Below are 11,037 nucleotides of genomic sequence, written 5' to 3'. Positions count from 1 at the left end.
GATCATGAACGGCGCGCCGTTCGATGTCTTCCTGTCGGCGGACATGGAATTCCCCGAAAAGCTGCACAGCGAGGGCCACGCCGACGCACCGAAAATCTACGCCTATGGCGCGCTGGTCCTGTGGACGATGAAGGACATTGACCTGGCGGACTGGCAGAGTACGCTGCGCAGCGACGCGGTTCGCAGGATCGCCGTCGCCAATCCGAAGGTGGCGCCGTACGGCCGTGAAACGATGAAGGCGCTGGCCGGTTTCAAACTGGACGAGGTGCTCAAAGCCAGGCTCGTTTTCGGCGAGAGCATTTCACAGACTAATCAATACATCCATTCCGGCGCGGCCGATGCCGGCTTCACGGCGAAATCCGTCGTGGTGTCGCCGGAGATGCGCGGGCAGGGAAAATGGATCGACCTGCCCCGCGCCGCCTATCAACCGATCGCACAGGGTACGGTGATCCTGGCCCATGGCCGGAAGAACAATCCCGCCCTGGCAAAGCAATTCCATGACTTTCTTGTCGGCCCGGCTTCCAGGCGCATCCTGGAACGATACGGATATCAACTGCCATGAACCGCTTGCCGGGGCGCATCGCGGCCATTGACACCGCCGGCAGCATCGCACTCGTCGATGTGCATGTCGGCAGTCATAGCCTCACCGCGACGCTGGTCAGCGCCGGCGATGAACTCGTCTCGTGGCCGGTCGGCAAGCCGGTCACGATGCTGTTCAAGGAAATGGAAGTGGCGCTGGCGAAAAACCTGTCCGGCTTGATCAGCATGCGCAATCGCCTGCCGTCGGTCGTGACCGCGATCGACAACGGCAAGCTGCTTACGCGCGTAACGCTCGATTTCGGCGGCCATCCCATCGGATCGGTCATCACGACGCGTTCCGCGCAGGCGCTGCAGCTGGCGGTCGGCGATCGTGTCGACGGCCTGGTGAAAGCCAACGAGATGACCCTGATGCCGGACGAGGCGACATGAACGTCGACTGGCAACCGCTGCTGCTGACCTTCCGCCTGTCCGCCATCACCGCCCTGATCCTTTTGCTGATCGGCGTGCCGCTGGCCTGCTGGATCGCCCATACGCGCACCCGCTTCAAGCCGGTGGTCGAGACGCTGGTCAGCATGCCGCTGGTACTGCCGCCGTCAGTACTCGGTTTTTACCTGCTGCTGGCGTTCAGCCCGCAGTATGCGTTCGGTGCCTGGCTGGAACAATGGCTGCAGGTCAAGCTGGTCTTCAGCTTCGAAGGACTGGTGATCGGCTCGGTGATCTTCAGCTTGCCGTTCATGGTGCAGCCGGTGCAGGCCGGCTTCCAGGGTTTGCCGCCCTCCCTGCTGGAAGCATCCCGCACGCTCGGCAAGCCGGACATCGTCACGCTGTTCCGCGTGCTGCTGCCGAACATCAAGCCGGCGCTGCTGTCGGGCACGGTGCTGAGCTTCGCCCATATTATCGGCGAGTTCGGCGTCATCCTGATGATCGGCGGGAACATCCCCGGCGTCACGAAGGTGGCATCGATCGCGATCTATGATGAAGTGGAAAGCCTGAATTACGCCGCCGCGAATTTCTATGCGGCGGTGCTGTTCATCGTCAGCTTCGCCATCCTGCTCACCGTCTACATGGTGAACAGGAAGTGGAAGGCGGTCTGACATGCTGGCATTCACGCTTTGCAGGACGGTGGACAGCCCGGCGGGCACAATGCGGATCGATCTGTCGGCCGCTATCGACGACGGGGAGTTTGTCGCCGTGTTCGGTCCGTCCGGCGCCGGCAAGACGACGCTGCTGCGCATGCTTGCCGGACTGGCCACACCGGACGGCGGCAGCATCGTCGTCAACGGCGTGACCTGGTTCGACGCGCAGCGGCGCATCAATGTCCCGCCCCAAAAGCGCTCGATCGGCTTCGTCTTCCAGGATTACGCGCTGTTCCCGAATCTCAGCGTGATCGATAACATCGCCTATGCGGTCGGCACGACCGACAGACAATGGATTGATGAATTGCTGGAACTGACCGGTCTCGCCGGCCTGCGCGACCGTTTGCCGGGCACCTTGTCCGGCGGACAGAAGCAGCGGGTCGCGCTGGCAAGGGCCATCGCCCGCAGGCCGGCCCTGCTGCTGCTCGACGAACCGCTTTCCGCATTGGACGGGGCGATGCGCGCGCGCCTGCAGGATGACCTCGCGCGCCTGCACCGGCGCTTCGGCATGACGGTGCTGATGGTGAGCCACGACATCGGCGAAGTGTTCAAGCTGGCCAACCGGGTGCTGCAAATCGACCATGGACGGTTTGTCCGCTCGGGCAGCCCGGCGGAACTGTTCCTGAAACAGCGTGCGGAAGGAAAGCTCAACATCAATGCCCAGGTGCTGGCGATACGGCGCGAGGAAGTCATCCATATCGTCTCGCTGCTGGTGGGACAGCAGGTGGTGGAAGTCGTGGCGTTCGAAGACGAGTTGCGCGGCGTGCAGGCGGGCGACACGGTCTCGATCATATTGAAGGCATTCAGCGCGGCGATCCTGAAACAGTAGCGTGCCGTCTTGTTCTGCAGCCGCACTTTATTTCCTTAACCTCTTGGTTCCGTCATTTGCGAGGCCGGTTGTGCTTTGGCATGATGGCGCACCCAGCAAACTGGTTTGCAGCAGATCAATAACGGATTCCGGATGTGGCAGACAATCAGTTGTTTCGATATCGCTTATGGGAAAGACGGTGGACACACAAGAGGTGGACCTCAAGAAAAGACGCGTAGTCAAACATGAACTCAGGGTTGCAAAACGAAAGCGCTTCATATGGGCCTCGATCGCTGCCGGCGTCGCATGGGTGGTGGTCGCAACACAATTCCTGAAATAGCCGGGGCAATGCGGCCGGGCGCGAAAGGAAAAGCACATGGCATTAGTGCGGTGCAAGAAGTGCGACAAGATCTACAGCACGGCGGCGAAGTCCTGCCCCTATTGCAAACCCGAAAAGCCCGGCAAGCCCAGCAACCTGGTCAGGCAGCACAGAAAGCCCGCCAGGAAGTCACGCCGGAAGGCGGCCTGGCTGGCGATGGTCGTGGTTGCTTGCGGCGCGGCTGCCACTGCATGGATCAATCGTCCGGATCCCATCCTGTCCACTCAGGACGATTACGCTTCCGTCCCGGATTCCTCCGGCGATTCCGCTTCCAAACCAGCCAGGCCGGTACCCAAGGTCGGCGAAAGCCACCGCACCGCCATGACGGCGGCCATTGCGGCAGGCGTGAAAAAATCGCTGCCCGACCCGAATGCGCTGGTCTGGCAGCGCATTTCAGCGAATGACAATGCCAGCGTGGTTTGCCTGGAATACAAGGTGAAGGATGCGACCGGCGAATACCAGCAGGCGCATTTTTCCTACGTCAACGGCAAGACGAGCGAGGATGTGGAAGTCTGGCAAAGGCATTGCGCCGGCAAGGCCCTGAACGACATGGCGCACCTGATGGATCACTAGGTGACTAGGTGCGGTTGTTTTCCGGGTGTATTCCGGACTGAAGACGGAATGAATGCAGGCTGCTTCAGGCAAGCCTGAAGCAAAAAGAAAAATCAGGAGAGTGCGCTGACCATCCAGGCGATGAGACCAACGCTCACCGCCGCGGACGCCGCCATGCAGGCAGCAGCTTGGAGTTTGTTGAAATTGAAGCGCGGGGATTCGGTTTCGATGAAAGTCACCAGGTTATCTTGTGTATTTCCCACGACGCCTCCGGAATGATCTGAATCAAGGTTTGTTGATTCTGAATTGAGTTCAGGCAAATGATTTCTAGCGGTCATTATAAGGATTCAGAAATCGCTGGCAATAGCCGGGACGACAACAAAAATGTTGTAAACCTTGAGATTAATCAAATAGCGTTGATTATAGGATATAGGTTTGCCAAGGAATTGCCGGCCTTGAAATGGCATTTTTGCAAGAACCCGAACGCGATGCATGCCGCAATGCTTTGATCCGAGGGCGTTCATTTAGACGGTCCTGGCGTCCTTGGCGAATTGCAGGTGATACAGATTGGCGTACATACCGTTTTTCGCCAGCAACTGCGCGTGCGACCCTGCTTCCACTATCTGCCCGCCAGCCAGCACGACGATGCGGTCCGCACGTTCGATGGTGGACAGGCGATGGGCGATGACCAGCGTGGTACGGCCGCGCATCAGCACATCCAGCGCGGCCTGCACCGCACGCTCCGATTCGGTATCGAGCGCGGACGTCGCTTCATCCAGGATCAGGATCGGCGCGTTCTTGTAGATCGCGCGTGCAATGGCAAGCCGCTGCCGCTGGCCGCCGGACAGGCGGTTGCCGTTGTCGCCGATCCGCGTCATCAGGCCTTGCGGCAGGCCGGCAACCACATCACCGAGATGGGCCGCGCGTGCCGCGGCCTCGATGCGCGCCGTATCCGGCTGCGGGTCGCCATAGGCGATGTTGGCGGCAACCGTGTCGTCGAACAACACCACGTTCTGGCTCACCATCGCGATCTGGGCGCGCAGGCTTTCCAGCGACAGGTTGCGAATCGGCTCGCCATCGAGCCGTATCTCGCCAGTGGTCACCGGATGGAATTCCGGCACCAGGTTGACCAGCGTCGATTTCCCGCCTCCGGACATGCCGACGAATGCGATGGTTTCGCCGGGCATGATGGACAGGTTGATGTGCGATAGCGTCGGCTGGTTCTGGCCCGGATAGACGAAGCCCACATCAATGAACTGCAGTTTGCCGGCGGCCCGCCCGGGAAGTTTCTTGCCAGTGGTGCGCTCCGGCGGCGCATCGATCAGGTTGAATACCGCCTCCGCCGCCGTCAGGCCGCGCTGCAGCGGGCCGTTGATCTCCGCCAGGCGCTTGAGCGGCGCCAGCAGCATCAGCATCGCGGTGATGAAGGATACGAAACCGCCGACGGTGGTCTGGTTCTGGCTAGACTGGATCAGGGCGATCACGATCACCACCGCGACCGCGCACGACGCCATGGTCTGCGTGATCGGCACGGTGGCGGCATAGGTGCTTGCCATCCGCATCGAGTAGCGGCGCAGCTTGGCCGCCCGCTCGGCGAAGCGCTTTTTCTCGAATTCCTGTCCGCCAAAAATCTTGATTACCTGGCTGGCGCGCGTGGTCTCTTCGATCACCTGCGTGAGTTCGCCGTTGACTTCCTGGTATTCGCGGGTCAGCTTGCGCAGGCGCTTGCCGGTCATGCGCACGACGACCGCGATCAGCGGGATCAGGACGATGGCGACGATGGTGAGCTGCCAGTTCAGCCAGATCAGGAAGGCCATCAGCACGATGACCGTCAACGCGTCGCGGATCAGCGACGTCAGCACATTGCGGATCATGTCGACGATCTGCTGCACTTCGAACATCATCGAGTTGATGACCTTGCCCACGGAATGCGTGGCATAGAAACCGGCGGAGATATCCAGCATGCGGGCGAACATCTGGCCGCGCAAGGTGTTCAGCAGTTGCGTCGTTATCCATGTCATCAGATAACTGGTCGTGAAGGTGGAAATGCCGCGCAACACGAAAATGCCGATGATGGCGATCGGCACCAGCCATAGATTGAAGGTCGGCTTACCGACGAAGCCGTTGTCCAGCAATTCCTTCATCACCGCCGGAAACATCGGTTCGGTCATCGCCGTCACGATCATGCCGAGGAAGGCCAGTCCCAGCCTCCCACGGTACGGCCTGACCATTCGGAACAGCCGGACCAGATGTGTTGGCAAAATCATGAAGTACCTCGCTGATGGATAAAGATTCGGGACACGCCGGCGCCGCCTGGCGCCATGCCGGATCGTGCCTGATAAAGACTGAACAACTGTCGCGGTGTCACGCCGGGATTGTCCGGCCGATGTCAGACCATCAATCGGCCGGTGTCTGTGCGGCAATGATTATAGTGGATCGCCACCGCCTTACTTCCGCAGCATGACTCCGATGCGTGCTTACTTCCGTCGAACCGTACGCGGCCTGCAACACATTAATGCAAGTTTGTTCATACCGCTCCTTCCGGCGCAGTGCCTGCACGGCAGATTCATTTGCCTTTCGCCATGTGGTCAGGCGGTCAATGGATAGGTGGCCGTTCTGATCACTTAGTTCACAACCGGGAAGAAGTCCGCCCGGGGGATGCCGGCCGGCACACTTTATCCGAACATCAGCCGGTATAATTCGGGCTCCTTCCGCGGAGAAATCACGATGACATTGACGGCGAACCTCGACGGCAAAACCATCCGGCTATCGGTCATTCTCATTACCAAAAATGAAGAACACAACATCAGGGAATGCCTGGCTTCGGTCGCATTCGCCGATGAAATCGTGGTGGTGGACTCCGGCAGCACCGACGACACCGTCGCGGTCGCCCGTGCCGCCGGCGCCCGGGTCATCGAGACGCCGGACTGGCCGGGTTTCGGACCGCAGAAGAACCGCGCGCTGGATGCCGCCACCGGTCACTGGGTGCTGTCGATCGACGCGGATGAACGCATCACGCCGGAACTGGCGGAGGAAATCCGCGCCGTCGTCGCCAGCGAATCCCCTGCGGCCGATGCCTTCGAAATTTCCCGCCGGTCCTGGTATTGCGGCAAATTCATCCGCCGCTCCGGGTGGTCGCCGGATTACGTGACGCGCCTGTTCAAGCGCGGCAAGGCGCGTTTCACCGACCATATCGTGCATGAGCGGTTGGTCGCGGACGGCCGGGTCAGGCGGCTGAAGGGGCACATGCTGCACTACAGCTTCCGCAACTACTCGCAGGTCCTCAGCAAGGTCGACAGCTATTCCACGCTTTCCGCGCAGCAGGCCTATGCGCGCGGCAAGCGCGCCAGCGTCGGCAAGGCGGTGCTGCACGGCTGGTGGGCCTTCATGCGCACCTACTTCTTCAAGCTTGGTTTCCTCGACGGCTCCCACGGCCTCGCGCTGGCGATCTCCAATGCCGAGGGCAGCTATTACCGCTATCTCAAGATCTGGCTGATCGGCCAGAACGACGGCCAGCCCAGCTCGCAGCCCTGACGGCCCTCCGCCCGCATTCATGCTGATTTCCGTCATCGTCACCACCTACAACCGTCCCGACGCGCTGGCCGCGGTACTCCGTGGCCTGCTGGCGCAGACCGATCCCGACTTCGAAGTGATCATCGCGGACGACGGCTCGACCGATGCGACCCGCGCAATGATTGACGGCTTCCGGCCCCTGCCGGCGGGCGGTCCGAAACGACTGGTGCATGCATGGCAGCCGGATGACGGCTTCCGCGCCTCGGCGGCGCGCAATCTCGGTGTGCATGCCTCCAAGGGCGAGTACCTGATTTTCCTGGACGGCGACTGCATTCCGCGACCGGATTTCGTCGCACGTCACCGGCTGCTGGCTGAACGCGGCTTCATGGTATCGGGCAGCAGGGTATTGCTGTCGGAACGGTTCACTGCCCAACTGTTGTCGCAGCAACCGCCGGCAGCCATCCATGCGCGCCGCTTCAGCTACTGGCTGCTGCAGCGGTTGGCGGGCCATGCAAACAAGGCAATACCCCTTCTCTCCTTTCCGAATAGCCGGCTGCGTCATTACCGTTCCGTCAAGTGGAGCCGGATCAAGAGCTGCAATCTCGCCATCTGGCGCAGCGACTATGCCGCCGTCAACGGCTTCGACGAAAGCTTCGTCGGCTGGGGCCATGAAGACGCCGACCTGGTGCTGCGCCTGGCGCGCCACGGGGTGCGGCGCAAGGGCGGCGCATTCTCGACCGAGGTGTTTCATCTGTGGCACCCGGAAAACACCCGTGCCACCGAATCGGTCAACCGCAAACGGGTGGAGGAACGCATGCGGACCGGCCTGATCCGGGCCGAGATCGGCCTCTGCGATCATCCGGCGGCGGGCGAGCGCGTAATTGCCTGAAGTGGCAGGAAAATCGCCTGCCCAGGGGGCGGGACCGTCCCGGCCGCCGAAGCGAGCCGTCCTTGACTAACGGCCAAACAAAGAGGAAAGACGCCGCATGAGTCGGCCTTTTGGCTGCTCGACGTTGCCGGTTCCCTTCTGAACGATGATGCCGAACGAAGTGACGACATACTGCTGGATCTGAAGCCGCAGGTGTACCTCCTGCTTGTAGGGCGGAAGGTCGATGGTCTGATCGGCATAGCCTTGTCCTTCGTTCCAGTCGACATCGACATGATGCCCTTGCGCGCGCAGGGTCTGGATCACTTCCTCCATATCGCGCTTCCGGTACAGCACCGTCGGACCGCTGTCGATCGTCTCTTCATTGGAAGAGATGTTGTATTCCGTCGTATGCACCGCGTAGCCTCCCGGCTTGAGGCAGCGCATCGCGTTGTAGATGAATTGCATGCCGTGCTGCAGGCTGCCGAGGTGCTCGAGCGCGCACGACGACCATACGAAGTCATACTGGTTATCGAATTCGCTGCCGATGTCGTTCATGTCCGCAAAGCGGAACTGCACCAGCCGCTCGATCTCCGCCGGGTCGCACAAGCCCCGCTCATTGAGCTGCGCATAGCCGCTCGCGTGCTCGTTGGTTTCAGTCCATCCCGCTTCCTGCGCACGTTCGAAATCGAGATCGGTCGCCGTGATGCGCGCCCCCATGCCGGCAAATACCGCCGTCAGCGGTTCGGTGCCCACGGCGAATCCCAGGCCTTTCATGCCGGGACGAAGCATCCCTCGTTCGGCCAACGCCTCGCAGGCGAAACACCATTCCCAGATCTTGCGATGAAGATGATTTGGCCGCTCCTTGATCTTGATCGCCCATTCCGCCATGTTGCCGGATGTCAGGGCGGCTTCGGTACACATGCAGGACGTTAGCATCGGGAATCGCTTTGCGTAATTGAAAGACGCGATCTTAGCAAACAATTCATTCGTGAAAGCGCCCGCATCGCGGGGCACGTGATGCCCGCATGCTCAAAACTCATCCCAATGCGGCTGCGGCCCGAAGTGTTCCATCAGGTGATCGATGAAGGCGCGCACCTTCGGTTGCATATACCGGTTCGGCAGGTAGGTCGCATACAACGACATATCGGGGTTGGGGATACTGTCCGGCAGGATGATCTGCAGCCTGCCGCTTTTCAGATGCGGCCCGAGGATGTAGGTGGGGAACATGATGATGCCCATGCCGTCCAGCGCCAGGTGCAGCAGCACTTCCGAATTGTTGACGCGGCAGCTGCCGGTCACCGGTAGCGACACTTCCTTGTTGCCGATGCGGTAGTGCCACCCGCTGCGCAATGCCGGGATGCCCTGGTAAACCAGGCAGCGGTGCTGCAGCAGATCCTGCGGCGTTTGCGGAATGCCGTAGCGCTCCAGATAGGCCGGCGCGGCGCAGGTTACCCAGCGCACCGGCGCGATGACGCGCGCCACCATGGTCTGGGCCGGCTGGTCGGTAATCCGGATCGCCAGGTCGTAGCCCTCCTCCACGATATCGACGATCCGGTCGTTCGCGTTCAGCTCGATTTCGACGTTTTCATAGCGCCTGAGAAAGGACTGCATCGCCGGCGCCAGGTGCAGCGACGCGAAGATCACCGGCGAAGTCAATCGCAGCACGCCGCGCGGCTCCGCCTGCAGCTGGGTCACGGTTTCCGCGGCGGCATCGATCTCCTGCGCAATCCGGGCGCAATGCTCGTAATAGGCGGCGCCGATCTCGGTCAGGCTCATCCGGCGCGTGGTGCGGTTCAACAGGCGTACGCCCAGGGCGCTTTCCAGGTTGCTGATCTGCTTGCTGACCAGCGATTTCGACGTGCCGAGCGCCTGCGCGGTAGCAGAAAAGCTTTTCGTTTCCACCACCTTCGCAAACGTCATCATTTCATCCAGGCGTTCCATGATCACCCCTATTGTTCTCAGATGAGAACAATCTTATTCCATTTTGCCGGATTGTAAAGCTCCAGGAACCAACCAATAATGTGCATCACAGGGACACAATTCCTGCGATCCCGGTTCAACAGCGAAGGAGCTGATCATGAATGCCACCATGTTATTTACCGACCGCCTGCCATCCAGGCCAGTACGTAGGGAAACTCTGCCGTCGGCCGCCAGGGGGAACATCGTCCGCCTGCGCGCCGACCAGCATCTGCAACTGCACGGCGCAATCGGATCGACCGTCCATGCGATCGACGGCACCGTATGGATCACCCAGGACGGCGATATCCGGGACATCGTGCTGGAAGCCGGCCAAAGCTTCGTCATCGACCGCCCGAGCGACACCCTATTGACGCCACTCGACAGCGCCGCCGTCCGCATCGATGCCGCGCCGTCGCAGCGTCCGTTCAGCCGGCAATTGCAACCGGTGCTGGCCGCCGCCCGCACATTGTTTGCCTGAGTCGGAGGATGTCATGGCCGACCTTTCTCCGCCGCTCGCCAAATGGAGCCAGTCGCTGCAGCCGCTGCTGAAGGCGCTGCTGCCGACGCGGGAACTGCATGACACCTGGCGGTTGCGCGACGGCACCGCCATCCGCATCCGGGTGGCACGGGCCGCCGACGCGCCGATGATGCAGGCGCTGGTACGCGGCCTGTCGCTGCGAAGCCGGTACCAGCGCTTCTTCTACCCCGCCCATGAACTGCCGCCGGACATGCTGGAACGCTTCACCCAGGCCGATCCGATGCGGGCGATCACTCTCCTTGCAGTGGTATTGCGGGACGGCGAGGAACAGGCAGTCGGCATGGCGCAGTATGTCGTCGTTGCGGCCCCCGACATCGCCGAATACGCGGTCGTGGTCGACGATGCCTGGCAGCGTGCCGGCATCGCCCGCCGGCTGCTGCACAACCTGACGTGCGTCGCCCGCGCGGCCGGGGTACAGCGGATGGATGGCGATGTGCTGTCGGAAAATGAAGCGATGCGCGCGCTGCTGTTCGCGATGGGATTCGAGATGGGGCCGCATCCGGATGGGACGTATCTGCGGCGGAGCTGGAAGCGGCTTACCGTGCCGGAGGGGAAGTGCTCGGAGTTGAAGGGGTTGGTGGTGGAGGGTGTGCGGAGTGTGGTGTGATTGGCTATTTAAACAACCTCCTTAACGCCAGCTTGCGGAAAAATAGCCTAGCTATGGCCGAACCTCCGCCGGCCTGCTCCTTCCCCCTGCTAGGGGGAAGGTTGGGATGGGGGTGTGAAGATTGAGCGATCGCATAC

General features: G+C 61.3%; 14 protein-coding genes. 9 read left to right on the top strand and 5 right to left on the bottom strand.

The features are described 5' to 3' along the window. From modA to V7080_RS18345, 5 genes are all read left to right on the top strand, one after another. Positions 1-562 (top strand): molybdate ABC transporter substrate-binding protein (gene modA / locus V7080_RS18365; protein WP_334189843.1); only part of this gene is annotated, 562 nt, incomplete at its 5' end. Continuing rightward, positions 559-969 (top strand): TOBE domain-containing protein, encoded by a 411-nt coding sequence (locus tag V7080_RS18360; RefSeq protein ID WP_334189842.1) that lies wholly within the window; start codon positions 559-561, stop codon positions 967-969. The genes modA and V7080_RS18360, both read left to right, overlap by 4 nt. Next, positions 966-1,634, top strand: coding sequence for a molybdate ABC transporter permease subunit (gene modB, locus V7080_RS18355; RefSeq protein WP_334189841.1), 669 nt, complete (start codon positions 966-968; stop codon positions 1,632-1,634). The genes V7080_RS18360 and modB overlap by 4 nt, the downstream gene beginning before the upstream one ends. 1 nt (position 1,635) lies before the next feature. Beyond that, entirely contained in the window at positions 1,636-2,505 is an 870-nt protein-coding gene (locus V7080_RS18350; protein WP_334189840.1) for an ABC transporter ATP-binding protein, read from the top strand. Positions 2,506-2,860: 355 nt separating this feature from the next. Then, the gene (locus V7080_RS18345) at positions 2,861-3,436 is read left to right on the top strand and encodes a hypothetical protein (RefSeq protein WP_334189839.1); all 576 of its coding nucleotides are present in this window, start codon (positions 2,861-2,863) and stop codon (positions 3,434-3,436) included. Positions 3,437-3,528: 92 nt separating this feature from the next. Here the strand turns inward: V7080_RS18345 and V7080_RS18340 are convergent, their stop codons facing one another. Genes V7080_RS18340 through msbA form a run of 3 tightly spaced genes read right to left on the bottom strand, consistent with a single transcriptional unit; the run spans position 3,529 to position 5,682 of the window. Further along, the gene (locus V7080_RS18340; RefSeq protein ID WP_334189838.1) at positions 3,529-3,735 is read right to left on the bottom strand and encodes a hypothetical protein; all 207 of its coding nucleotides are present in this window, start codon (positions 3,733-3,735) and stop codon (positions 3,529-3,531) included. 27 nt (positions 3,736-3,762) lie between these two features. Beyond that, positions 3,763-3,939 carry a hypothetical protein gene (locus tag V7080_RS18335; protein WP_334189837.1) on the bottom strand — a complete coding sequence of 59 codons (177 nt, stop codon included), beginning with the start codon at positions 3,937-3,939 and terminating at the stop codon, positions 3,763-3,765. Continuing rightward, positions 3,940-5,682 carry a lipid A export permease/ATP-binding protein MsbA gene (gene msbA / locus V7080_RS18330; RefSeq protein ID WP_334189836.1) on the bottom strand — a complete coding sequence of 581 codons (1,743 nt, stop codon included), beginning with the start codon at positions 5,680-5,682 and terminating at the stop codon, positions 3,940-3,942. It abuts the gene before it with no gap. 493 nt (positions 5,683-6,175) lie between these two features. On the opposite strand from msbA, the gene V7080_RS18325 reads away from it, so the two are divergent. Then, entirely contained in the window at positions 6,176-6,949 is a 774-nt protein-coding gene (locus tag V7080_RS18325) for a glycosyltransferase family 2 protein (RefSeq protein WP_334189844.1), read from the top strand. Between the two features lie 19 nt (positions 6,950-6,968). Then, complete coding sequence (locus V7080_RS18320) at positions 6,969-7,817, top strand: glycosyltransferase family 2 protein (protein ID WP_334189835.1); 849 nt, start codon at positions 6,969-6,971, stop codon at positions 7,815-7,817. Between the two features lie 66 nt (positions 7,818-7,883). Here the strand turns inward: V7080_RS18320 and V7080_RS18315 are convergent, their stop codons facing one another. After that, positions 7,884-8,732 (bottom strand): SAM-dependent methyltransferase, encoded by an 849-nt coding sequence (locus tag V7080_RS18315; RefSeq protein WP_334189834.1) that lies wholly within the window; start codon positions 8,730-8,732, stop codon positions 7,884-7,886. 93 nt (positions 8,733-8,825) lie between these two features. Beyond that, entirely contained in the window at positions 8,826-9,737 is a 912-nt protein-coding gene (locus V7080_RS18310; RefSeq protein ID WP_334189833.1) for a LysR family transcriptional regulator, read from the bottom strand. A 136-nt stretch (positions 9,738-9,873) separates the two neighbouring features. Here V7080_RS18310 and V7080_RS18305 point away from each other — a divergent pair, with 136 nt between their 5' ends. Further along, the gene (locus V7080_RS18305) at positions 9,874-10,233 is read left to right on the top strand and encodes a DUF2917 domain-containing protein (protein WP_334189832.1); all 360 of its coding nucleotides are present in this window, start codon (positions 9,874-9,876) and stop codon (positions 10,231-10,233) included. Positions 10,234-10,246: 13 nt separating this feature from the next. Then, a complete protein-coding gene (locus V7080_RS18300) occupies positions 10,247-10,900 on the top strand; it encodes a GNAT family N-acetyltransferase (protein WP_334189831.1) in 654 nt (217 codons plus the stop codon). Positions 10,901-11,037 lie beyond the last annotated feature (137 nt).

Origin of the sequence: Noviherbaspirillum sp. (genome assembly GCF_036846085.1) — a bacterium.
Classification (GTDB): Bacteria; Pseudomonadota; Gammaproteobacteria; order Burkholderiales; family Burkholderiaceae_D; genus Noviherbaspirillum.
Note: the sequence above shows the minus strand (reverse complement) of the source record. Positions and strands in the feature narration are given on the sequence as shown.

What these genes read in the sequence shown, in the direction of transcription:
- V7080_RS18360 (WP_334189842.1), top strand. Translation starts at nt 559, where the DNA reads ATGAACCGCTTGCCGGGGCGCATCGCGGCCATTGACACCGCCGGCAGC.
- modB (WP_334189841.1), top strand. Translation starts at nt 966, where the DNA reads ATGAACGTCGACTGGCAACCGCTGCTGCTGACCTTCCGCCTGTCCGCC.
- V7080_RS18350 (WP_334189840.1), top strand. Translation starts at nt 1,636, where the DNA reads ATGCTGGCATTCACGCTTTGCAGGACGGTGGACAGCCCGGCGGGCACA.
- V7080_RS18345 (WP_334189839.1), top strand. Translation starts at nt 2,861, where the DNA reads ATGGCATTAGTGCGGTGCAAGAAGTGCGACAAGATCTACAGCACGGCG.
- V7080_RS18335 (WP_334189837.1), bottom strand. Translation starts at nt 3,939, where the DNA reads ATGAACGCCCTCGGATCAAAGCATTGCGGCATGCATCGCGTTCGGGTT.
- msbA (WP_334189836.1), bottom strand. Translation starts at nt 5,682, where the DNA reads ATGATTTTGCCAACACATCTGGTCCGGCTGTTCCGAATGGTCAGGCCG.
- V7080_RS18320 (WP_334189835.1), top strand. Translation starts at nt 6,969, where the DNA reads ATGCTGATTTCCGTCATCGTCACCACCTACAACCGTCCCGACGCGCTG.
- V7080_RS18315 (WP_334189834.1), bottom strand. Translation starts at nt 8,732, where the DNA reads ATGCTAACGTCCTGCATGTGTACCGAAGCCGCCCTGACATCCGGCAAC.
- V7080_RS18310 (WP_334189833.1), bottom strand. Translation starts at nt 9,737, where the DNA reads ATGGAACGCCTGGATGAAATGATGACGTTTGCGAAGGTGGTGGAAACG.
- V7080_RS18305 (WP_334189832.1), top strand. Translation starts at nt 9,874, where the DNA reads ATGAATGCCACCATGTTATTTACCGACCGCCTGCCATCCAGGCCAGTA.
- V7080_RS18300 (WP_334189831.1), top strand. Translation starts at nt 10,247, where the DNA reads ATGGCCGACCTTTCTCCGCCGCTCGCCAAATGGAGCCAGTCGCTGCAG.